The organism is Streptomyces sp. NPDC048389, from assembly GCF_040706335.1.
Classification (GTDB): domain Bacteria; phylum Actinomycetota; class Actinomycetes; order Streptomycetales; family Streptomycetaceae; genus Streptomyces.
This window is the reverse complement of sequence record NZ_JBEZKP010000063.1, coordinates 17,064-39,334: the sequence shown is the minus strand read 5'-3', so window position 1 is coordinate 39,334 and position 22,271 is coordinate 17,064. Positions and strand designations below refer to the sequence as shown.

Annotated in this window: 22 protein-coding genes and 1 pseudogene; 14 read left to right on the top strand and 9 right to left on the bottom strand. The window is 69.1% G+C overall.

All coding sequences use genetic code 11. The features are described 5' to 3' along the window. Positions 1 to 60 precede the first annotated feature (60 nt). The 5 genes from AB0903_RS29735 to AB0903_RS29715 all read right to left on the bottom strand — a co-directional run bounded on the left by AB0903_RS29735 (position 61) and on the right by AB0903_RS29715 (position 4,545). The gene (locus tag AB0903_RS29735; protein ID WP_366707820.1) at positions 61 to 414 is read right to left on the bottom strand and encodes a transposase; all 354 of its coding nucleotides are present in this window, start codon (positions 412 to 414) and stop codon (positions 61 to 63) included. Next, on the bottom strand, positions 411 to 833 hold the full coding sequence (locus AB0903_RS29730; protein ID WP_366707819.1) for a transposase: 423 nt from the start codon (positions 831 to 833) through the stop codon (positions 411 to 413). The genes AB0903_RS29735 and AB0903_RS29730 overlap by 4 nt, the downstream gene beginning before the upstream one ends. Positions 834 to 1,237: 404 nt before the next feature. After that, complete coding sequence (locus AB0903_RS29725; RefSeq protein WP_366707818.1) at positions 1,238 to 2,098, bottom strand: geranyl diphosphate 2-C-methyltransferase; 861 nt, start codon at positions 2,096 to 2,098, stop codon at positions 1,238 to 1,240. Positions 2,099 to 2,111: 13 nt separating this feature from the next. Continuing rightward, a complete protein-coding gene (locus AB0903_RS29720) occupies positions 2,112 to 3,101 on the bottom strand; it encodes a family 2 encapsulin nanocompartment cargo protein terpene cyclase (protein ID WP_366707817.1) in 990 nt (329 codons plus the stop codon). 223 nt (positions 3,102 to 3,324) lie between these two features. Continuing rightward, the gene (locus tag AB0903_RS29715) at positions 3,325 to 4,545 is read right to left on the bottom strand and encodes a cytochrome P450 (protein ID WP_366707816.1); all 1,221 of its coding nucleotides are present in this window, start codon (positions 4,543 to 4,545) and stop codon (positions 3,325 to 3,327) included. A gap of 192 nt (positions 4,546 to 4,737) precedes the next feature. Between AB0903_RS29715 and AB0903_RS29710 the strand changes: the two genes are divergently transcribed. Further along, positions 4,738 to 5,025: a helix-turn-helix domain-containing protein gene (locus AB0903_RS29710; protein ID WP_366707815.1), complete on the top strand. Its 288-nt coding sequence runs from the start codon at positions 4,738 to 4,740 to the stop codon at positions 5,023 to 5,025. A gap of 14 nt (positions 5,026 to 5,039) precedes the next feature. Here AB0903_RS29710 and AB0903_RS29705 read toward each other — a convergent pair whose 3' ends face one another. Then, positions 5,040 to 5,414 carry a hypothetical protein gene (locus tag AB0903_RS29705; RefSeq protein ID WP_366707814.1) on the bottom strand — a complete coding sequence of 125 codons (375 nt, stop codon included), beginning with the start codon at positions 5,412 to 5,414 and terminating at the stop codon, positions 5,040 to 5,042. 480 nt (positions 5,415 to 5,894) lie between these two features. On the opposite strand from AB0903_RS29705, the gene AB0903_RS29700 reads away from it, so the two are divergent. The 4 genes and pseudogenes from AB0903_RS29700 (at position 5,895) to AB0903_RS29685 (ending at position 8,776) form a co-directional block, all read left to right on the top strand. Continuing rightward, entirely contained in the window at positions 5,895 to 6,974 is a 1,080-nt protein-coding gene (locus AB0903_RS29700; protein WP_366707813.1) for an SAM-dependent methyltransferase, read from the top strand. Continuing rightward, positions 6,971 to 7,198, top strand: a complete 228-nt coding sequence (locus AB0903_RS29695) for a hypothetical protein (RefSeq protein ID WP_366707812.1) — start codon at positions 6,971 to 6,973, stop codon at positions 7,196 to 7,198. The genes AB0903_RS29700 and AB0903_RS29695 overlap by 4 nt, the downstream gene beginning before the upstream one ends. Before the next feature lie 165 nt (positions 7,199 to 7,363). Next, positions 7,364 to 8,160, top strand: a pseudogene (locus AB0903_RS29690) (radical SAM protein); the annotation flags it as partial. 85 nt (positions 8,161 to 8,245) lie between these two features. Further along, on the top strand, positions 8,246 to 8,776 hold the full coding sequence (locus AB0903_RS29685; RefSeq protein WP_366707811.1) for a GNAT family N-acetyltransferase: 531 nt from the start codon (positions 8,246 to 8,248) through the stop codon (positions 8,774 to 8,776). Between the two features lie 125 nt (positions 8,777 to 8,901). Here AB0903_RS29685 and AB0903_RS29680 read toward each other — a convergent pair whose 3' ends face one another. After that, positions 8,902 to 9,471, bottom strand: a complete 570-nt coding sequence (locus tag AB0903_RS29680; protein WP_366707810.1) for an adenylosuccinate lyase — start codon at positions 9,469 to 9,471, stop codon at positions 8,902 to 8,904. Between the two features lie 365 nt (positions 9,472 to 9,836). Here AB0903_RS29680 and AB0903_RS29675 point away from each other — a divergent pair, with 365 nt between their 5' ends. The 9 genes from AB0903_RS29675 to pssA all read left to right on the top strand — a co-directional run bounded on the left by AB0903_RS29675 (position 9,837) and on the right by pssA (position 20,786). After that, positions 9,837 to 11,618, top strand: coding sequence for a 3-hydroxyacyl-CoA dehydrogenase family protein (locus AB0903_RS29675; protein ID WP_366707809.1), 1,782 nt, complete (start codon positions 9,837 to 9,839; stop codon positions 11,616 to 11,618). 97 nt (positions 11,619 to 11,715) lie between these two features. Next, positions 11,716 to 12,573: a TetR family transcriptional regulator gene (locus tag AB0903_RS29670; protein WP_366707822.1), complete on the top strand. Its 858-nt coding sequence runs from the start codon at positions 11,716 to 11,718 to the stop codon at positions 12,571 to 12,573. A 430-nt stretch (positions 12,574 to 13,003) separates the two neighbouring features. Further along, positions 13,004 to 14,341: a crotonyl-CoA carboxylase/reductase gene (gene ccrA / locus AB0903_RS29665; protein WP_366707808.1), complete on the top strand. Its 1,338-nt coding sequence runs from the start codon at positions 13,004 to 13,006 to the stop codon at positions 14,339 to 14,341. An 18-nt stretch (positions 14,342 to 14,359) separates the two neighbouring features. Further along, entirely contained in the window at positions 14,360 to 16,372 is a 2,013-nt protein-coding gene (locus tag AB0903_RS29660) for a protein meaA (RefSeq protein ID WP_366707807.1), read from the top strand. Next, complete coding sequence (locus tag AB0903_RS29655) at positions 16,369 to 17,388, top strand: CoA ester lyase (RefSeq protein WP_366707806.1); 1,020 nt, start codon at positions 16,369 to 16,371, stop codon at positions 17,386 to 17,388. Before AB0903_RS29660 ends, AB0903_RS29655 begins: the two co-directional genes overlap by 4 nt. A gap of 5 nt (positions 17,389 to 17,393) precedes the next feature. After that, positions 17,394 to 17,906 (top strand): MaoC family dehydratase, encoded by a 513-nt coding sequence (locus AB0903_RS29650; RefSeq protein ID WP_175411433.1) that lies wholly within the window; start codon positions 17,394 to 17,396, stop codon positions 17,904 to 17,906. Between the two features lie 2 nt (positions 17,907 to 17,908). After that, positions 17,909 to 19,114 (top strand): acyl-CoA dehydrogenase family protein, encoded by a 1,206-nt coding sequence (locus AB0903_RS29645; RefSeq protein WP_366707805.1) that lies wholly within the window; start codon positions 17,909 to 17,911, stop codon positions 19,112 to 19,114. A 168-nt stretch (positions 19,115 to 19,282) separates the two neighbouring features. After that, a complete protein-coding gene (locus AB0903_RS29640; protein ID WP_366707804.1) occupies positions 19,283 to 19,939 on the top strand; it encodes a phosphatidylserine decarboxylase in 657 nt (218 codons plus the stop codon). Continuing rightward, positions 19,926 to 20,786 (top strand): CDP-diacylglycerol--serine O-phosphatidyltransferase, encoded by an 861-nt coding sequence (gene pssA, locus AB0903_RS29635; protein WP_366707803.1) that lies wholly within the window; start codon positions 19,926 to 19,928, stop codon positions 20,784 to 20,786. The genes AB0903_RS29640 and pssA overlap by 14 nt, the downstream gene beginning before the upstream one ends. A 76-nt stretch (positions 20,787 to 20,862) precedes the next feature. Here the strand turns inward: pssA and AB0903_RS29630 are convergent, their stop codons facing one another. Beyond that, positions 20,863 to 21,249, bottom strand: coding sequence for a VOC family protein (locus AB0903_RS29630; RefSeq protein WP_366707802.1), 387 nt, complete (start codon positions 21,247 to 21,249; stop codon positions 20,863 to 20,865). Positions 21,250 to 21,329: 80 nt separating this feature from the next. After that, complete coding sequence (locus AB0903_RS29625; protein WP_366707801.1) at positions 21,330 to 21,788, bottom strand: SRPBCC family protein; 459 nt, start codon at positions 21,786 to 21,788, stop codon at positions 21,330 to 21,332. Positions 21,789 to 22,271 lie beyond the last annotated feature (483 nt).

The window sequence follows — 22,271 nt, the reverse complement described above, 5'->3', positions numbered from 1 at the left end:
CCACCGCGCGAAGTCCACGTCGAGTACCAGAAGTTGCGTATCGCCGCGTGAAATCAGCGGTCAGACGACTGTCCGGAAAACGCGGGGCCCCTCACCGCGCATGTCGTCGCTGCGTTTGACGATCGCCAGGACCAGGGCGAGCGCGGCCAGGCAGTGTTCGACGAGGCTGCCGGTGTAGCCGCCGTCGGCCCAGATGAGGGCCAGCAGGTGGTGGGCGTCGGCGACTTGGTGCAGCAAGATCTGGGCGGCGGCGCGGTCACCGACATCCGCGCTCGTGACCATCACGCCCAGCAGCAGGCCGAGGGTACCGACTACGACGTGCCGCTTGCGCCCGTTGATGTTCTTACCGCCGTCGAAGCCGCGGCTGTCGGCGCCGACGACGGCGTCCGCCTTGACCGACTGCGAGTCGATCACGCCGGCCGTCGGCTCCGCGTCCCGGCCCAGCGCTCGCGGACCTGGCCGCGCAGCCGGTTATGGAACTCCTTGACCAGGGCGTGGTCGCGCCAGCGGCGGAAGAAGGCATACACCCGGTCCCAGGGCGGGAAGTCGGCGGGCATTGCCCGCCACTTGATGCCGTTGTCCACGAGATAGCGGATCGCATCCAGCACCGCGCGGTGGCAGTATCCCTCCGGCCGTCCGCCCCGCCCGCGCATCCAGCCCGGCGTCGGCAGCAGCGGCCGGACCTCAGCCCACTCCGCGTCCGTCATGTCCGACGGGTACCGGCGCTGCCGCTCGGGCCGGTCGGCCGCGTTGCCGTACACGTGCGCGAGGCAATCACACGTTGGAGCGGCCGAGTTGGACTGCCCGGCCATCGACACGGAAGACTGCGGCACCGGGGCCTCCTGTTGCTCTATGAATTCGACACCCACGAGCTGTTCAGGAGGTCCCTTCCTCATGCCCTCGCCACGACAGGATCACCCGACCGGGAACCCGCGTTCGACTGCCACCGCTCAAGATCGAAAAGACAACAGCTGTTCGACTACTGCCAGCCGCTCCCGAGGTCACCCTAGAAGGGATTAAACATGGCGAATCGACGGGACACCGGTGATGCTGCTGCCCGACCGGCCCAGGCACGCCCGCAACCCGCAGGGGGCGGTGGAACGGCAGGCCGTCCGCCTCCTGCATCAGCTGGACTGACCGCCGCCCGTCCGGGGCGTACCGCCGCGAGGACGGAACTTCGGCGTCGCGGCAGCCACCGTGCCCCACGCGAGCAGCAACTGGGCTGCACCGCCGGTCATTAGACGCGGTCGGCAGCGATGAGGAGGTAGTGGAAGCTGCCCTCCTTGTAGGCCGTGAGGAACGGTTCCTCGATCCCCGTAGCCACGGAGGACTTCGCCCTCAGTTCCCAGTACGGGATGGTCGCTGGGGTCAGGTCGATGACATTGATCGGGGCGAGGCCGTTGGCCGCCAGGGCCTTGAAGTACTGGCTCCTGGTGTGGATGTTGCAGGTGTAGTGCTCGTCGATCCGGCTGACGGCCTTGGAGCGGCCTCCGGTGACGTCGTTGGAGCAGCCGGTGATGCAGACGTAGCGGCCACCGAATTCCAGCTGCCGTGCATGCTCGGCGAAAAGTTCGAACAGATCGACGTACATCGTGGACTCGTTGTTCCAGATGGCCTGCCGGGAGCCGGCCTCGAAGCCGGTGTCGAGCATGTTCCGGAAGTGGAACTGCACCCGGTCGGCCACTCCCCGTTCCCTGGCCTGGTCGTTGGCGAAAGCGACCTGGTACTCGGAGATGGACACCCCGTCCACCTGGCAGCCGAAGCGCTGATGTGCCATGAAGCTGGTGCCACCGCGGCCGGACCCGGCATCTAACAGCCGGTCGTCGGATGACACCTCGCCTAAGTGATCCAGGAGCAGCTGCGCCTGAGCTGTCTCCAGCCGGTGCATCTCCTCGATGATCCGTGCGTCGCGAATATCCTGCGGGCCTTCCAGTACGGACGGGTCGTAGTCGCCCACGCCGTAGTGGTGGTGGTAGAGGCCGTCGACTTCGCCCAGCCGCAGGTTGACCGGGTTGCGCTCCGTGTTCCAGTACGTGGCGACGGACTTCTGGTAGGCAGTGCGTAAGACGTCGGTGGCGGTGGACGTGGTCTTGCTCATCGTGGTCGCTCCTTCAGTTCGTCATGCCGGATATGCCGGAGTAGCGGGCGCTTCCGGCGTGCCATGCGCGGTTCCCGCCGAGCCAGGCCCACACATCGGCCAGAAACCGGCGCAGGGCCGGGGTGCCGTCCGCAGACAGGGCGGTGGCTTCTGCCTCAATCCGGTGCATCATCTCGTTGTGGAACTCCGCGCTGCGCTGGATCGCTTCCTTCAAGGAGCACTTGTCCTCCGCAGCGATCACCGTGGGAAGGTTGAAGTCGAGTCCGGAGGCGTGGCCTTCCCTGGTCATCGAGAACAAGTCGTTCACCATGACGCTCGCGGCGCCGGCCATCATGAACACCCGCCGCACGCGTGGGTCCGCGTACATCTCGAAGGGCAGCTGATATCCCCCGATGGGATCGAGCATCACCATGGAGGGCAGAAAGCTGTTGGGCTGACGGTTCGTCAGGTACTCCCACACCTGCGGGAGCCGCCCCTCGGAGCGCCAGGTCGCCTCCGTGCCGTTGGCCACGTACAGCCCGGCCATCTCGTAGTGATAGCGGGCCAGCTGGGATGAGTCGGCGTATTGGGCCAGGTGGGCAAGGCTGGAGCGGTGGGCGGCTAGGACCGGGTCGTCGCGCATGACCTGCTCCAGGTCGGGCGCGTAGCGGGACGGAAGGTGAACCGGGTCCAGGGCCGCCTTGGCCAACGCGAGGCGGGAGCCCTGGAGTTGCACAGTGGCGCCGAGGGATTCGTCATCGACGTAGGTGTCGTCCACGGCCCATTGCGCCAAGATGCACTTCCCGGCGGCCAGCAGCCGGTCCGGGTCGTCGGTGCCAGGGAAACAGAGCATCATCATGCGCCCGAAAGCGGCCTCCCGGACGGTGTCGGGCTGCCCGGGGTAAATGCCAACCTGCTCAGCCCACTGGACCAATTGCTCGTTGAGTAGCTCGCCGAGGTCGGGGTCGTCACGGACCGGAGAAGGACAGTACAACTCAGGAACCGCTATTCCCTGGGATGACACGGACACTGCAACCCCTTCCTCGTCGCCTACCGCCAGGAGCGGAGGAGCCCTACCCGGCAAACACTTTCCGCATACACAGGCAATCGCACGGTGACGGTAATGCCTCACGCGCGGGGCGAGTCACCCAAGGACCGAGGCAGAACGACGAAACGTCGGGCCGACGGCCAGGCCCGCGGTCGCCACCGCCGATCGGTGGTGCACGGGCGCGACGCGGCGTTGTGCCTCAGAGCGGTGCCCAACGGATGGGAAGCCTGTGCACACCGCGCATCAGCATGCCTGGGATCCGCGGCAGCTCTGCCGGGTCGGCCGTGTCCAAGGCGAGAACAGGACAGCGCTCCAGGAGCGTACGGAGGGCGATCCGCGCCTCGAGACGGGCCAGTGGGGCCCCCAGGCAGTAGTGGACACCGTGGCCGAAGGCGATATGGCCACGCGCGTCGCGGCGGATGTCGAAACGGTCGGCATCCGGGAACCGGCCGGGATCGCGGCCCGCAGAGGCAAGGGAGACCAGGACGACTTCCCCGGCGGGAATGACCGTGCCACCCACCTCGACCGGCTCGGCGGTGAAACGGAAAGTCGAGCTCTCCACCGGAGCGTCGTAGCGCAGTGTCTCCTCGACTGCGTGTTCCACGAGCGACAGATCCGTCCGCAGCCATTCCATCTGGTCCGGGTGGCGCAGCAGCGCAAGGACTGCGTTGGTGATGAGATTAACGGTGGTCTCGTGGCCCGCGACCAGCAGCAGAATGGCCATGCCGACGACCTCGTCCCGGGACAGCCGGTCACCGCCTTCGCCCGTTGCGCGGATCAGAGCGCTCAGCAGATCGTCACCCGGTAAACGGCCCTTGCACTCGATCAGCTCGGCGAGATAGCCCTTCATCGCCTTGCCAGCGGCGCTCGCGGCCGCGGGCGAAGCCCGGGCGACCATCTGGTTGGACCACCCCCGGAATGCCTCGCGCTCCAGGTCCGGGACTCCAAGCAGCTCACAGATGACGGTCATCGGCAGCGGAAAGGCCAGCCTTTCGACGAGGTCACCGCTGCCGCCCGGCCGCGCCAGCATCGCATCGAGCAGCTCATCGGTGATCTGCTGTACGCGCGGGGCCAGCGATTCGACGCGGCGCGGCGTGAACTCCGAGATGACCAGCTTGCGCAGCCGGGTGTGCTCCGGCGGATCAAGGTGCAGCATGTGGACCTGGGCGGGCGGCTCTTCCCCTCGCCAGTCCGGGGCATTGCTCCGGTCCTTGCTGAGACGGGGATCGACGAGGGCGGCGCGAGCCTCCTCATGGCCGACGATCAGCCACACCTCGGCGGACTGGTGCGTGCGTACACGGTGCACCGGGCCCAAGGCGCGCAATTCAGCGTAACGAGGATAAGGATCAGCGGTAAACGCTGACCCCTCGGCCGTGAGATCCACTGTCCTGGTCGGTTCCGCGTCACCCGGCACGGACATCCCCGCCCTCTCACCCACTTCACCCAGCGAAACGAAACTCCAATGGTGCCGGACCGCCCCGTCCCGGAGAAAGGATCCAAACCAGCCACCCACCACGCCAGCCAGCGAAGCGGCGTAAGTGAAGAACGTGCCTTACGGTCCCTTGCGTCTCTCACCTGCTGATTCTCGCGATAGCCCTAGATAAGGGGTGCCATGTTCGGGATGCTGTCCGTACTGGCAGAGCTCCAGCGCGAGCTGATCGTGGCGAATACGAACGACGGGCTCGCCTCCGCGCGGGCCCGGGGGCGGGTCGGCGGACGCCGACCGAAGCTCACCGAGGACCAGGCCGCGCTCGCCCAACGTCTCTACGACGAGCGGGAGACGACCGTCCAGCAGATCGCCGACGTGTTCGGCGTGCCACGGTCGGCGGTGTACGGGCACCTCGACAAGACCAAGACCGTCCCCCGCCAGCCCAAGAAGACCGCCGCCCCGAAGTCCTGAAACCAACTGGCGGGTTACTTTGCCCCTGAGGACAGAGCTGGGAGTCCGGGGCCGTAGCGGTCTGCGATCCAGTAGGCGGTCTCGGCGACGGACGAGCCGTCGATGACCAGGCTGTGGTCACGGACCCGGCGCAGGGCCTCGGCAAGGTCGTCCGTAGTGATCGGCATGAACCGTTCCGGGTTCGGCATCCCCTTGCTGGCGACGACGGTGGCGAGTTCGTCATCGACGGCATCCATCCCATGCTCCAGGGCGTATTCAAGCGCCTCGATTGCGGCCTCCCGGCCGTCGGCGGGATACCCGGTGTACTCCTGGCCGCCGCGTTCCAGCCGGTCGGTGAACTCCTCGGTGGTGAACTTGCCGACGCTGCGGGCGACCAGTCCGGCCAGCATCGCGGCACGGTCCTGGGGCTCCTCGGCGGTTTCGGTGGTCAGGCGCCGGCGGGCGGCGGGTACGAGATGCCTTCGGCGTCGGCGAGTTCGCGGACGTCCTTCTTGAACTGCTCGCCGGTGGTCACGGTCTCTCCCGAGTCCCGGAGACGGCGGCGACCCCACGCATCCCCGCCGCGGGCACGTGGCCACGAACAGGCAAATGTCAGCGCGTGAGGCGGTGCCCCTTGTCCTCATCACCGTTCGCGGCGTGGGCGCGATACGGCTCGGAGTCGGGCCGACGCAAGGCGGCCGACTCCCATTTTAGGACGGCGGATGCTCCCGGCACACACGCCACCACGCGATCCGCAGCCATGATCACGGACGTAGCGCTAACCGCTGTACCGATGTTCCCCGAGGCCGTGGACCCCCTCGGCGTGCCCGCACACACTCTGCAGCGAGCACGAACTCGCCTGCCAGTGCCCGCATTTAGGGGGATGTCCTTTGGGTTCCATCACCAACGCCATTGAGATCCTGCGAACCCATCGGCTTCCAGGATCCGGCGGCTACAACGCCGAGCTGATCGCCCACGTCACCGCCCCCGACGGTCGTGTGGTGACCGTCGACATCGACCCGTGGGTCGTACGCCGCACCCGCCGGTTCCTCACGGAGGCCGGCAGCGGACGCGTCACCGCCGTCGAGGCCGACGCGGCGCTCGGCGCGCCCGCCCACCTCGTGCCCCGCGGCGGCTTCAACGGCAGCATGATCACCTATAACTGCTGGGACATCGCCCCGGCCTGGCGCGAGCAGCTGGCCGAGGGCGCACGCCTGGTCCTGCCGCTGGAGATCGGCGGCTACACCCGGGCGATCACGTTCGAGCGGCGCGGCGAGGTACTGCACGCCCGCCACTTCACCTACTGCGGCTTCGTCCGCGACCAGGGCCAGCACGCCCGCCCCGTCCCCGTCGTCCCCCTTCTCGACGGCGGGCTGACGCTGCGCTTCGACGACGGCGCCACCGCCGAGACGGCGGGCCTGGAGGAGGCGCTGTGCGGGCGGCGGCACGAGGTGGCGACCGGCGTGACCATGGGGGCGGCGAACTCCTACTTCGGCTCCCTGCAGCTGTACGCGGCCACCACTCTGCCCGCCTTCTGCCGCCTGGCCGCCCACCAGGACCCCGACGAGGGTGTGACCGCCATCGCGAAGGACCGTGACGCACCCGCCATCGTCGGCGACGCTTCGCTCGCCTACCTGACTCACCTCCAGACCCAGGACGGAGAACGTCCTGAGGATAAGGAGTGGGAGTGGGTCGTCCATGCCTTCGGCGAACAGGGGCCCCAGCTCGCCGAGCAGCTCGTGGCCACGGTCCGGGCCTGGGACCTCCACGTACGCGCCGAAGACAACAGCGAGCACGCCGATCCGGTGCTGACGGTCCACCCGGCCGGCTCGCCCGACGATCTGCTGCCCGCCGGGGATGTTGTGGACAAGGAGCACTGCCGTCTGGTGTTCCGGTGGCCGGGGCGTGACGCGCTGCTGCCCCGCCCCGTTGAGCACCCCGGGGTCGGCGTCGTGACGGAGGGGGTGTGACGGTGGAACCGGCAGTACGCGAGGCGGTGTTCACCGCGCCGGCAGAGCACGACGAGAGGGAACGGATGCGGCGCGCGCACGCGGCCGCAGCGCGGCAGTTCCAGGTGTCCGCGTCGGGGCCGGAGGTGTGGGGGTGGCAGGGCCGCACCCTGGGGCGCCGGGCCGGACACTGCTGGCTGCGGGTGGTGGCCGCCGCGGTGGACAAGGCCGGCGGGCGACTGTGAGAGGGCACAGCGGCCGCGGACACGCACGTGCCCCGGTCGGTACCGAGGCCGCGGCTTCGCGGCGTCCTCGACTGGACCTCGCCGGACGTCGCCGGACGTCGCCTACCGGGCGGAGTTCACCGAGTACGTGCCCGTTCCGCCGGTCACCAGCGGCACGCCAGCGGGTCAAGGTCCACCCACGGCTATCTGGACCTGGACACCGGCCTCGGTTTCGACTCCCAGATCGTCGTCAAGGTCAACGCCCCCGAGCTGCTGCGCCGCCAGCCGGCGTCGCGCCGATGGCAGGGCGCGCACATCGCCATGGGCACCAACGTCGACTGCTACCAGCGGGCAGAGGGCCGCTACCGACTGATGCCGGATTTCATCTCGGCCCTGCGCGACCACGCCAACCATTTCTCGATCCTGGCCAAGGGCACACTGGTCCTGCGCGACCTGGATCTGCTGGTCCAGGCCGCGGACGTCACCGACGTCGGCATCTCCGTATCCGTCGGCTTCACCGACCGTGAGCTGTGGCGCACGGTCGAACCGGGCACCCCCTCCCCCGAACGCCGTCTGGACGTCGTACGCACCCTCGCCGAACACGGCATCGGCTGCGGCGTCCTGATGGCACCCGTCATCCCGTTCCTCGGCGACCGCCCCGACCAGCTGCGGGCCACGGTCCGGGCGATCGCGGCCGCCGGCGCGACCTCCGTCACCCCGCTCGTGCTCCACCTGCGCCCCGGCGCACGCGAGTGGTTCATGGCCTGGCTGCGCGAACACCATCCGCATCTGGTGGCGCGGTACGAGCGGCTGTACGCGGAGGGGGCGTACGCGCCCAAGTGGTACCAGCGCCGGATCACCCGTCATGTGCACGAGCCGGCCACGGAGTTCGCATCGGACCCTCGGACCGCGGCGGCCACCGCCGGCTGCCGGTCACCTCGGAGCCGGCAGAACCCGAACCGACCCAACTCACTCTGCTCTGAAGCCATTCCGGTGGCGTCGACGGACCTCGGCAGGCAGTGTTCCTCCTGTCGGCGGGAGTCGGCGGAGAGGGGAGGCCACGGAGCGATGACCATGCGTGTGAGGGACATGACGATCGACGACTGCGACGCGGTCGCCACGATCGGGGTGGGCGGCCGGCGATTCGCGCACACCGGGCTCATGCCCCAGTCGTACCTGGACGCCATGGACCCGGCGGACGACGCCGCCGAGCGCCGCTCCCTCCTCATGGACGGCGCCGGCACCCGAGTGCGCAACGTGGTCGCCGAGTGGGACGGCGAGGTGGTCGGCTGGGGCTGCTTCGGCCCGCTGCGCGACGAGGACGGCGGCGAGCGCCCGGGAGCGTGCGAGCTCTACGCGATCTACGTCCGCCCGGAGCGGATCTCCTCGGGCGTGGGCCATGCCCTGATGGCCGAGCTGACGGGCCGCGCGAGGGCCGCCGGCTTCGAGGAGATGCTGCTGTGGGTCCTCAAGGACGACGCCCGCGCCCGCCGCTTCTACGAACGGGCGGGCTTCGCGCCGGACGGCACGGAGGAGCCCTTCGAGGCGGACGGCGTACTCGTTCCCGAGGTCCGGTACGTCCGGCGCCTGGTGGCGTGACCGTCTCCGGGGCCGGTAAGGACCGCCGCACCGGCCGGTAGACCGGACCGCCGCCCCGCCCGCGACCCCGCACCTCCTCCGCAGGCCCCCGGCCACGCCGGCCCCTGCGCGGCCGCACCTCCCCCTCAGGCCCCCAGCCGCGCCAGCACCGCCTGCGCGGCCGCCGCCAGTCGCGGGTGCGGCACCGCCGCCCGTACGACCTCTGCGGCACGCTTGTCGCCCAGCGCTCCCAGTCCCTCGATGCAGGCCAGCGCCACCCGCCAGTGCGGGTCTTCGGGGACGAGCCGGCGGCCGAGGACCGTGATCAAGGCCGGAACGGACTCCGGTGCGCGCAGGCGGGCGAGCAGCCGCACCGGAACCAGGGCGTAGGCGACACGCAGTTCATTGGTGGCGAGCGCGGCGGCGGCGCGGGGCGTACGGGGGTCGCCGAGCTCGCTGAGGGCGTGAGCGGCACAGACACAGCGCTCGGGGTCGCGGTGGTTGAGGAAGAGGACCAGGGACTCGAAGGCGCGGCGGTCGCCGGCGCAGCCGAGCCGGAAGGCGGCGAGTTCACGCGCCCACAGGGGGCGCCCGGGCTCCGTGAGGACAGCGGCGAGTTCGTCGTGGTCGGCGGTGGTCAGCAGCCGTTCGTACACGGGTCCGCCGCCCGCCTCGTCACGCAGCCGGATCGCGAGCGACCGTAACTCCTCGTTCATGACAAAAGCGTACCCACGGGGCGGGCGTGAGCGATCCAGATCACAGGAATGGGCCCCGGCCGAGGGCTGGCGCGCTCGTTACCCGCGAGTTAATCTCAGGTGAGCGGGCAAACCCCGCGCTCCCGGTGGCCTGGTGACGCAGCCGCCGAGAGGTTTGTCGGTTCGGCTTCGGTGGTGTTTCCACCACGACGAAGTACGAAGAACGGCGTGGCCAGGGACAGGCCCGTCGGCCCAGTAACACGACACGCGGTTCCCGCGCGCCGTGCGCCCCGTGTGGTGTGCGGCCCTCCGCGCCTGCGGCGTTCCTTCCGTTCCGCCCTCGCGCGCGCTCCTCATCAGTCGTCACTCATCTCTGGAGTCCCGTGATGGACACCCCTCTCCACACCATTGCCGTCGTCGGCCTCGGCACGATGGGCACCGGCATCGCCGAGGTCCTGGCCCGCGCCGGCCGTGAGGTCATCGGCATCGACGTCAGCGACGCCGCCGCCCGCCGGGCCGTCGTCGCGCTCGAGAACTCCACCGCCCGCGCCGTGGAGCGCGAGCGGATCACCGAGGAGGAGCGCCGCGACATCCTCGCCCGCTTCCGCACCTTCTCCGAGCCGCAGGCCGCCGCGGAGGCCGATCTGGTCATCGAGGTCGTGCCCGAGTCGTACGAGGCCAAGCAGCAGGTCCTCCGGGAGCTCGACGCCGTCGTGCGTCCGGACACGATCATCGCGACCGGTACCAACGCCCTCTCGGTGACCCGGCTCGCGGCCGACTCCGAGCACCCGGAGCGCGTGCTCGGACTGCACTTCTTCAACCCGGCCCCGGCGATGAAGCTCGTCGAGGTGGCCTCCTCCGTGCTGACCGCCCCGGCCGCCGTGGAGGCGGTCACGGCGCTCGCCCGCGAGCTCGGCAAGACGCCCGTCGCGATCGGCGACCGTCCCGGATTCGTCGCGGACGGCCTGCTGTTCGGCTACCTCAACCAGGCCGCGGCGATGTACGAGTCGCGCTACGCCTCCCGCGAGGACATCGACGCGGCGATGAAGCTGGGCTGCGGCCTGCCCATGGGCCCCCTCGCGCTGCTCGACCTGATCGGCATCGACACCGCCCGCACTGTCCTGGACGCGATGTACGCGGAGTCGCAGGACCGGCTGCACGCCCCGGCGCCGATCCTCAAGCAGCTGAGCGAGGCCGGCCTGACGGGCCGCAAGGCCGGCCGCGGTTTCTACACCTACGCCGCGCCCGGCAGCGCCGACACCGTGGACGACGCGCTGACCCCGAGGCCGGTCGACGGGGCGGCCGCCGGCCGTGAGATCCGCTCGGTCGGCGTGGCCGGGTCCGGCACCATGGCGAGCGGCATCGCGGAGGTCTTCGCCAAGGCCGGTTACGACGTGGTCCTCACCGCCCGCAGCCTGGAGAAGGCCGAGGTGGCCAAGGCCCGCATCGGCAAGTCGCTGGCCCGTTCGGTCGCCAAGGGCCGGATGACCGAGGAGGTCCGTGAGGCCACCCTCGCCCGCATCGTTCCGGCCGGTTCGCTGGACGCCTTCGCCGAGGTCGACCTCGCGCTGGAGGCGGTGGCCGAGGACCTGGAGATCAAACAGCAGCTCTTCGCCACCCTCGACAAGGTCTGCAAGCCGGGTGCGGTGCTCGCCACCACCACCTCGTCGCTGTCCGTCGTCGCCTGTGCGCGTGCCACCTCACGCCCGCAGGACGTGATCGGCATGCACTTCTTCAACCCGGCGCCGGCGATGAAGCTGGTCGAGGTGGTCCGTACGGTCCTCACCGCGGACGATGTGCACGCCACGGTCCGGGAGGTCACCACGAAGATCAAGAAGCACCCGGTGGACTGCGGTGACCGGGCGGGCTTCATCGTGAACGCGCTGCTCTTCCCGTACCTCAACAACGCGATCAAGATGGTCGAGCAGCACTACGCCACCCTCGACGACATCGACGCCGCCATGAAGCTGGGCGGCGGCTACCCGATGGGCCCCTTCGAGCTCCTCGACGTGGTCGGCCTCGATGTCTCGCTCGCCATCGAGAAGGTGCTGCACCGCGAGTTCCGCGACCCGGGCCTCGCCCCGGCGCCGCTGCTGGAGCACTTGGTCGCTGCGGGGTGCCTCGGCCGCAAGACGGGGCGCGGCTTCCGCGAATATGCCCGCCGCTGAGTTCGACGCAGGCTGGGGCGGGCTGCTCGGTCCGGGCGGCCCGTCCCCTGCTCCGGGGGAGGCGGGCAGCGGCCCGCAGGCGCATCCGGCCGACCGGATGCAGTACGTTCAGATCATGCCCCAGCCCGCTGACACGTCCCGCCGCACCGGCCGCGCCGGTGCTCCGACCGACGCTCCGGAGAGTCCGGCGGGCTCCCGCGCCGCCGCGCAACGCCTGAAGATGCGCCGTGAACTGGCCGCGGCGGCGATGGAGTTGTTCGCGACCAAGGGCTACGAGGCGACGACTGTCGACGAGATCGCCGCCGCGGCGGGCGTGGCACGGCGCACGTTCTTCCGGCACTTCCGCTCCAAGGAAGAGGCGATCTTCCCGGACCACGACGACACGCTGGTCCGCGCGGAGGCCGTGCTGAACGCGGCTCCGCCCCACGAGCATCCGCTGGACACGGTCTGCCGGGGGATCAAGGAGGTCATGCGGATGTACGCCTCCTCTCCCGCCGTCTCCGTCGAGCGCTACCGGCTGACCCGCGAGGTGCCGACCCTGCGGGAGCGCGAGATCGCCTCGGTGGCCCGTTACGAGCGGCTGTTCACGCGTTATCTGCTGGGCCACTTCGACGAGCGCGACCACCATGACGGCAACGACGACCCGCTGCTCGCGGAGGTGGCCGCGTCGGCGGTGGTCACCGCGCACAATCATGTGCTGCGCCGCTGGCTGCGGGCGGGCGGGCAGGGCGACGTGGAGTCCCAGCTGGACCACGCGTTCGCCATCGTCCGCGACACCTTCGGTTCCGGGATAGGGGCCGGCCGCAAGCACGCGGCGGTCGCGGCCGACGCTGCGGTCCGGGAGCCTGCGGCGACGGCCCGTACCGAGGGCGAGGTGCTGGTGGCCGTGGCGCGCACGGACACGCCGCTGAGCGAGGTCATGCGGACGATCGAGCAGGCGCTCAAGCGGTCGTGACCGCCAGGACCGCACACCGCTGACCGCCGCGGCACACCGTAGACCGCAGCACCGAACCATGACTGATGGCCGCCCGGTTCGGGCGGCCATCAGCCGTTTCGCGAAGCGTTTCGATCGATCATCGCTCATATGTGTCGCGCGGATTGCATCTGAGGGAAATTCTTGGCACGGAGTGTCTTGCGACCTGGCACGCCGTGCCATACGTTGAGTATGTCCGGGCGGCCGGCGTGCAGAGAACACTCGTACGCCGGCTGTCCCAGCAACCCTCGCGGCTGCCCGCCCGGACGCCTGCGTCACAGGCACCTTCAAGCGCCCACCACAGCGCTGCCAGCACCACCATCGCCGAACCGACGGCACAACCTCCACAGAGCACCATCCCGACGTACCCCTCAGCGTCCGCGCATGGACGCTTCCCGCCGGAGGCAACACCGTGAAGGAAATCCTGGACGCGATCCAGTCGACGGAATCCACGTCGGCCGACTTCGCCGCACTGAAGCTCCCCGAGTCGTACCGCGCGATCACCGTGCACAAGGACGAGACGGAGATGTTCGCGGGTCTCGAGACCCGCGAGAAGGACCCGCGCAAGTCGATCCACCTGGACGACGTGCCGGTGCCGGAGCTCGGCCCCGGCGAAGCGCTGGTGGCCGTGATGGCTTCCTCCGTCAACTACAACTCCGTGTGGACCTCGATCTTCGAGCCGCTGTCGACCTTCGGGTTCCTGGAGCGCTACGGACGCCTGTCCGAGCTCACCAAGCGCCACGACCTGCCGTACCACATCATCGGCTCCGACCTCGCGGGCGTCGTCCTGCGCACCGGCCCCGGCGTGAACGCCTGGACCCCCGGGGACGAGGTCGTCGCGCACTGCCTCTCCGTCGAGCTGGAGTCCTCCGACGGTCACAACGACACGATGCTCGACCCCGAGCAGCGCATCTGGGGCTTCGAGACCAACTTCGGCGGCCTGGCGGAGATCGCGCTGGTCAAGTCGAACCAGCTGATGCCGAAGCCGAAGCACCTCAGCTGGGAGGAGGCGGCGGCCCCCGGTCTGGTCAACTCCACCGCGTACCGCCAGCTGGTCTCCCGCAACGGCGCCGGGATGAAGCAGGGCGACAACGTCCTCATCTGGGGCGCGAGCGGCGGACTCGGCTCGTACGCCACGCAGTTCGCGCTGGCCGGCGGCGCCAACCCGATCTGTGTCGTCTCCAGCGACCAGAAGGCGGACATCTGCCGCGCGATGGGCGCCGAGGCGATCATCGACCGCAACGCCGAGGGCTACAAGTTCTGGAAGGACGAGCAGACTCAGGACCCGAAGGAATGGAAGCGCTTCGGCAAGCGCATCCGCGAACTCACCGGCGGCGAGGACATCGACATCGTCTTCGAGCACCCGGGCCGCGAGACCTTCGGCGCGAGCGTCTACGTCACCCGCAAGGGCGGCACCATCACCACCTGCGCCTCGACCTCGGGCTACATGCACGAGTACGACAACCGCTACCTGTGGATGTCGCTGAAGCGGATCATCGGCTCGCACTTCGCCAACTACCGCGAGGCGTGGGAGGCCAACCGCCTGATCGCCAAGGGCAAGATCCACCCGACGCTGTCGAAGGTGTACTCGCTCGAGGACACCGGCCAGGCCGCGTACGACGTGCACCGCAACCTGCACCAGGGCAAGGTCGGCGTCCTCGCGCTCGCCCCGCAGGAGGGCCTCGGCGTCAGCGACCCGGAGCTGCGCGAGAAGCACATCGACGCCATCAACCGCTTCCGGAACGTCTGAGGAGTCTGAGGTTCCCAGATGACAGAGCGCAAGAAGGACCGGCCCTGGCTGATGCGGACGTACGCCGGCCACTCCACGGCCGAGGCGTCCAACGAGCTGTACCGGCGCAACCTCGCCAAGGGCCAGACGGGTCTGTCGGTGGCCTTCGACCTGCCGACGCAGACCGGTTACGACCCCGACCACATCCTCGCCCGCGGCGAGGTCGGCCGGGTGGGTGTGCCGGTCTCCCATCTGGGCGACATGCGGCGGCTGTTCCAGGACATCCCCCTGGAGCAGATGAACACCTCGATGACCATCAACGCCACCGCCATGTGGCTGCTGGCGCTGTACCAGGTGGTCGCCGAGGAGCAGGGTGCCGACGCCACCAGGCTCCAGGGGACGACCCAGAACGACATCGTCAAGGAATACCTGTCGCGCGGGACGCACGTCTTCCCGCCCGGTCCTTCGCTGCGCCTGACCACCGACATGATCACGTACACGGTGGCCAACATCCCCAAGTGGAACCCGATCAACATCTGCAGCTACCACCTGCAGGAGGCCGGGGCCACACCGGTGCAGGAGATCGCGTACGCGATGTCCACCGCGATCGCCGTCCTCGATGCCGTACGCGACTCGGGCCAGGTGCCGGCCGAGAAGTTCGGCGACGTCGTCGCCCGGATCTCCTTCTTCGTGAATGCGGGCGTCCGCTTCGTCGAGGAAATGTGCAAGATGCGCGCCTTCGGCCGCATCTGGGACAAGGTGACCCGCGAGCGGTACGGCATCGAGAACGACAAGCAGCGCCGCTTCCGCTACGGCGTCCAGGTCAACTCCCTGGGACTCACGGAGGCGCAGCCGGAGAACAACGTCCAGCGGATCGTCCTGGAGATGCTGGCCGTGACGCTGTCCAAGGACGCGCGGGCGCGCGCCGTGCAGCTGCCCGCCTGGAACGAGGCGCTCGGCCTGCCCCGGCCCTGGGACCAGCAGTGGTCGCTGCGCATCCAGCAGGTTCTGGCACACGAGAGCGACCTGCTGGAGTACGAGGACATCTTCGCCGGCTCGCACGTCATCGAGGCCAAGGTCGGCTCCCTGGTCGACGAGTGCCTCACCGAGATCGACCGGATCCAGGAGATGGGCGGCGTGATGGCGGCCGTCGAATCCGGCTACCTCAAGTCCCAGCTCGTCTCCTCGCACGCCGAGAGGCGCGCGAGGATCGAGGCGGGCGACGAGAAGATCGTCGGCGTCAACATCTACGAGACGACCGAGGAGAACCCGCTCACCGCGGATCTCGACACGGCCATCATGACCGTCGACCCGGCGAACGAGGCCCGGGTCGTCGCCAAGCTGCACCAGTGGCGTGCGGAGCGCGACGAGCCCCGCGCGGCAGAGGCCCTGGCGGCGCTGAAGAAGGCCGCCGCGGGCACCGAGAACCTGATGGCGGCCACCGTCGAGTGTGCGCGTGCGGGCGTCACCACCGGCGAGTGGGCCTGGGCGCTGCGTGACGTCTTCGGCGAGTTCCGTGCGCCGACGGGCGTCAGCAGCGCCCCGGTGGCGGTCACCGCGGAGGCGGGGACCCCCCTCGCCGCGGTACGCGAGAAGGTGTCGCGCACGGCGGACGAGCTGGGCGCGGGCCGGCTGCGGCTGCTGGTCGGCAAGCCGGGCCTGGACGGGCACTCCAACGGCGCCGAGCAGATCGCCGTACGGGCCCGTGACGCCGGGTTCGAGGTGGTCTACCAGGGCATCCGGCTCACCCCGGAGCAGATCGTCTCCGCCGCCCTCGCGGAGGACGTGCACTGCGTCGGTCTGTCGATCCTGTCGGGCTCGCACGCCGAGCTCGTGCCGGACGTACTCGAACGACTGCGCGAGGCCGGCGCGGCCGACGTACCCGTGATCGTCGGCGGGATCATCCCGAACGCCGACGCCACCGAACTGAAGGCGGCCGGAGTGGCCGCCGTCTTCACACCGAAGGACTTCGGTATCACGGAGATCATCGGCCGTATCGTCGACGAGATCCGTAAAGCGAACAAGCTCGACCCTCTGGAGGTCCCCGCATGACTGCCCGCCCGTCGCCCACCACCGCCCTTCCAGAGAGCGGCTCCGCCGCACACCTTTCTTCTGTGAACCGGCTGCGTCCGCGCCGCTCCTGCCTGGCGGTGCCGGGCTCGAACCCGCGCTTCCTGGAGAAGGCCCAGGGTCTGCCGGCCGACCAGGTGTTCCTGGACCTCGAGGACGCGTGTGCGCCGCTCGCCAAGCCGGACGCGCGCCACACCATCGTGAAGTTCCTCAACGAGGGCGACTGGACCGGCAAGACGCGGGTCGTGCGCGTCAACGACTGGACCACGCACTGGACGTACCGCGACGTCGTCACCGTCGTCGAGGGCGCCGGCCAGAACCTCGACTGCATCATGCTGCCGAAGGTCCAGGACGCCCGGCAGGTCGTCGCGCTGGACCTGCTGCTCACCCAGATCGAGAAGACGATGGGCTTCGAGGTCGGCAAGATCGGCATCGAGGCGCAGATCGAGAACGCCCAGGGCCTCAACAACGTCAACGAGATCGCCCAGGCGTCCCCGCGCGTCGAGACGATCATCTTCGGCCCGGCCGACTTCATGGCGTCCATCAACATGAAGTCCCTGGTCGTCGGCGAGCAGCCGCCCGGCTACCCCGCCGACGCGTACCACTACATCCTGATGAAGATCCTCATGGCCGCCCGCGCCAACAACCTTCAGGCGATCGACGGTCCCTACCTGCAGATCCGCAACATCGACGGCTACCGCGCGGTCGCCCAGCGCGCCGCGGCCCTCGGCTTCGACGGCAAGTGGGTGCTGCACCCGGGCCAGGTAGAGGCGTCCAACGAGATCTTCTCGCCCTCGCAGGAGGACTACGACCACGCCGAGCTGATCCTGGACGCGTACGACTACTACACGTCGGAAGCCGGCGGCAAGAAGGGCTCGGCGATGCTCGGCGACGAGATGATCGACGAGGCGAGCCGCAAGATGGCGCTCGTCGTCTCCGGCAAGGGGCGCGCGGCGGGCATGCAGCGCACCAGCACGTTCGAGATCCCGGAGGCGTGAGCGACATGCAGTTCGGACGCACGTACGAGGAGTTCGAGGTCGGGGCCGTCTACAAGCACTGGCCCGGGAAGACGGTCACCGAGTACGACGACCACCTCTTCTGTCTCCTGACGATGAACCACCACCCGCTCCACATGGACACCAACTATGCGGAGAAGACGACGGACTTCGGCAAGAACGTCGTCGTCGGCAACTACATCTACTCGCTGCTGCTCGGCATGTCCGTGCCGGACGTCTCCGGCAAGGCCATCGCCAACCTGGAGATCGAGTCGCTGCGCCACGTGGCCCCGACCTTCCACGGCGACACGATCTACGGCGAGACGACGGTCCTCGACAAGACCCCGTCGAAGTCGAAGAGCGACCGCGGGATCGTCTACGTCGAGACCAAGGGCTACAAGCAGGACGGCACCCTCGTCTGCGTCTTCCGGCGCAAGGTGATGGTCCCCACGGAGACGTACATCAAGGAGCGCGGCGGGGAGCAGCCCGGCCGCCCCGAACTCAAGTCGCAGGAGAAGTAGTCATGGCGCGACTCGCCCAGACCGCAGGTCTGACCGACGTCCAGCAGGAGATCCTGTCCACCGTCCGGGACTTCGTCGACAAGGAGATCATCCCTGTCGCGACCGCGCTGGAGCACAAGGACGAGTACCCGCAGGAGATCGTCGACGGTCTCAAGGAGCTCGGCCTCTTCGGCCTGATGATCCCGGAGGAGTACGGCGGCCTGGGTGAGTCCCTTCTCACGTACGCCCTGTGCGTCGAGGAGATCGCCCGTGGCTGGATGTCCGTCTCCGGCATCATCAACACGCACTTCATCGTGGCGTACATGCTCAAGCAGCACGGCACGCAGGAGCAGAAGGACACCTTCCTGCCGCGGATGGCGCTGGGCGAGGTGCGGGGCGCGTTCTCGATGTCGGAGCCGGGTCTCGGCTCGGACGTGTCGGCCATCACGTCCAAGGGCGTGAAGGACGGCGACGAGTACGTCCTGAACGGCCAGAAGATGTGGCTGACGAACGGCGGCACGTCCACTCTGGTCGCGGTTCTGTGCCGGAGTGACGAAGGACACCCCGAGGGAACCGCCCCGCACAAGTCGATGACGACCTTCCTCGTCGAGAAGGAGCCCGGCTTCGGAGAGGTCCGCCCCGGCCTCACCATCCCCGGCAAGATCGACAAGATGGGCTACAAGGGCGTCGACACGACCGAACTCATCATGGACGGACTGCGCATTCCGGCCAACCGGGTGCTCGGCGGGACCACCGGCCGAGGATTTTACCAAATGATGGACGGCGTCGAGGTCGGCCGGGTGAATGTCGCGGCCCGTGGCTGCGGTGTCGCGCGGCGCGCCTTCGAGCTGGGGGTCTCCTACGCCCAGCAGCGTCACACTTTCGGCAAGCCGATCGCCTCCCATCAGGCGATTCAGTTCAAGCTCGCCGAGATGGCCACCAAAGTCGAGGCCGCGCATGCGATGATGGTGAACGCAGCGCGCAAAAAGGACTCCGGGGAACGAAACGACCTGGAGGCAGGGATGGCGAAGTACCTCGCCTCCGAATACTGCAAGGAAGTCGTCGAGGACGCCTTCCGTATCCACGGCGGCTACGGCTTCTCCAAGGAGTACGAGATCGAGCGCCTCTACCGCGAGGCCCCGATGCTGCTGATCGGCGAGGGTACCGCCGAGATCCAGAAAATGATCATTGGTCGTCGGCTGCTCGAGGAGTACCGATTCCAGGGTTGATTGTCGCTTTTGGGTCGGTTACGGCCGGAAGGTGATCACGCCCTGTCATCATCTTCCGGCCGCCGACTCGGCTTCTGTCTTTCCCAGTTGCGGGTCGTAACCGATACGATCGCGGGAAAGCCGCCGTCCCCGTTGCCAGCGCGGCATCATCCGCTACGAAGGTCATCCATGCCCCACAGCCAAACCTCTGCACCTCGCGACAGCCTCCGTGGCGTACGTATCGCTCGCGGAGCATCGCCGTGGCTTCTGCCGACCGTCGCCACCGCCGCACTCAGCCTCGCCCGGTCCCGCAGCTCGCGGCGCGCCGCGGCCGTCGCCGTGCCCGCCACCGCGCTCGCGGCGGGCATGCTGTGGTTCTTCCGCGACCCCGAGCGCGAGATCACGCAGGGCCGGGTCATCTCGCCGGCCGACGGTGTGGTGCAGAGCATCATGCCGTGGAAGGACGGACGCACCCGCGTCGCGATCTTCATGAGCCCGCTCAACGTGCACGTCAACCGCGCGCCGCTGGCCGGCACCGTGACGTCCGTCGAGCACATCCCCGGCGGCTTCGTCCCCGCGTTCAACAAGGAGAGCGAGAACAACGAGCGCGTTGTCTGGCACTTCGACACCGAACTCGGCGACATCGAGATGGTGCAGATCGCCGGCGCGGTCGCACGGCGGATCGTCCCGTACGTACCGCAGGGCACCAAGGTCGAGCAGGGTGAGCGCATCGGACTGATCCGCTTCGGATCGCGTGTCGACATCTACCTTCCGGAAGGTGTGGACGTCGCCGTCGAGGTCGGTCAGACCACGACCGCGGGGGTGACTCGAATTGACCGTGATTGATCCCGACACACAGGCCACGAACTGGGTCGCCGAGGACGAGGACGACGACGCGGAGGAAATGCCGCTGTCTCTCCGGCTGTCGATAGCGGACACGCTCACGCTCGGTAACGCGACGTGCGGCTTCATGGCGGTGTACTTCACCACCACCGGCATCCTCATCCCGCACCTGACGGGTGACGAGTCGGGCATGGCCCGCAACAGCGCGGCAACGGCCGTGATACTGATGCTGTGCGCGGCCGTCTTCGACCTGTTCGACGGCCTCGTCGCCCGTAAGCTGCGGTCGTCGCCGATGGGTGCGGAGCTGGACAATCTCTCCGACCTGATCAGCTTCGGTCTGGCGCCGGCGTACTTCGTGCTCGTGTACGGCATGGTCGCGACGGACGCGCACGAGCGGGTCGCCGCGGTGGGCGCCATCGTGGTGCTGCTGGCGGTGGTGCTGCGGCTTGCCCGCTTCTCGTGCGTCACCGTGAAGGACGGCACGTTCCAGGGCATGCCCTCGCCGTTCGGTGCGCTCACGATCATCTCGATCGTGCTGCTCGAGCTGCCGTTCGAGGCGACACTGCTGGCGATCGTCGGTACCGCGTGGCTGATGGTGAGCCGGGTCGAGTACCCGAAGCCGCGGGGCGTCCTGGCGGTCGCGATGCTCGGCTGGATCGTCGCGGCCATGGGCATGCTGGCGGCGTGGGCGTTCGCCGCACCCGGCGGTGAAGTGATGCTCCAGATGGGCTGTGCGCTCCAGATCGTGATGGCGGCGACGATCCCCCTCTTCGCCACCGCCCGTCGCGTGAACACGTTCCGCGGCAACCGCCGCGAGAGCCGTGAGGCGCGGGCGGAGGGAATTCCGTAGCGGGTGCCCGGATTCGCGGAAGGCCCCGGAAGCTCTCGAGCTTCCGGGGCCTTCCGCGTGTCCGGCGCGGCCCGCCTCAGGGGCGGTGGCGCAGGGGATGGTCCCCGGGCACCTCGACCACCGCGATGCGCACCCCGTCCGGGTCCGCGATCCACATCTCGATCAGCCCCCACGGCTCCTTCTGCGGCTCCCGCAGGACTTCTACGCCTCGTTCCAGCAGTTCGTCGTGAGCGGCCCGCACGTCGGGCACCTGGAGCCACAGCCGCACGACCGGGGAGGGCGGCGTCTTCGAACGGCCCGAAAGCTCGAGGAACCCGCCGCCGAGGAAGTACACCGTGCCCCGCTCGGGACCGGTCCCGAATTCGCGGTAGACCGCCAGCCCCAGAGCGCGGCCGTAGAAGTCGCGGGAGCGCTCCGGGTCGGTCGGGGTCAGCAGCATCCTGCTGCCCAGTACATGCACCATGCCCGGAGCGTACGCCGCAGTGGCCGTCACCGGTCACCGGTGACGGCCACTGCGAGGCAATCCGCCCGGGGGATCATGGGTCACCCGGGGCTGATACGGCCGCGCCAGGCTCCGCTCTCGCCGCCGCGGTGCTCGATGTACTCCTTGAAGCGCCGCATGTCGCCCTTCACCCGCCGGTCGATCATCCCGGTCTTGTCACCGGCCTTCTCGGCCATGCCACCGGGCTCGATGTCCATCACGAGTTCCACGCGTGTGTGCGTGTCGTCGAGGCGCTGGAAGCTGACCATGCCCCGCTGGTTCGTGTCGCCGCTGACGGTGCGCCACGTGATCCGTTCGTCGGGGAGCTGGTCGACGATCTCGGTGTCGAACTCCCGGTGCACTCCCCCGATCTTGGTGGTCCAGTGGTTGTGGCGGTCGTCGAGCTGGGTGATCTCCTCGACGCCCTCCATGAAGTTCGGGAACTCCTCGAACTGGGTCCACTGGTTGTAGGCGGTGCTGACAGGGACCTCGACCTCGACGGTCTCCTTCACCGTGCTCATTACTGGGCCTCCTCCTCCTGGATCTGCCCGCAGGGGCAGCTCTGCCCTGCGGGCCGTGCACATCGGGGCGGGTACCCGGCGCGCGCGTTCTTGCACCCGCGAAATCCGGCTCGCTGCGTCCGCGTGCGCGGACCGGACGCGGGGACCGCACACGGCCGGGCCGGACGCAGGGCCCGGCCCGTCGACCGCGGGGACCGCACACGACCGGACCGGACGCGGGGCCCGGCTCGTCGACCGCGGGGACCGCACACGACCGGACCGGACGCAGGGCCCGGCCCGTCGACCGCGAGGACCGCACACGACCGGACCGGGCGGCCTGTACCGGGCGGCGGGGGCCGGGCTCGGTAACCGCGAGGCACCGCGCAAGGCCGGTACCGGGCCGCACGGGGCCCGGCCCGTCGACCGCGAAGGGCCCGGCTCGGCCGCGAGGGACCGGAGGCCGCGCCGCCGGAAACGCCGCACCCCCGGGCGGCGTGCGCCAGG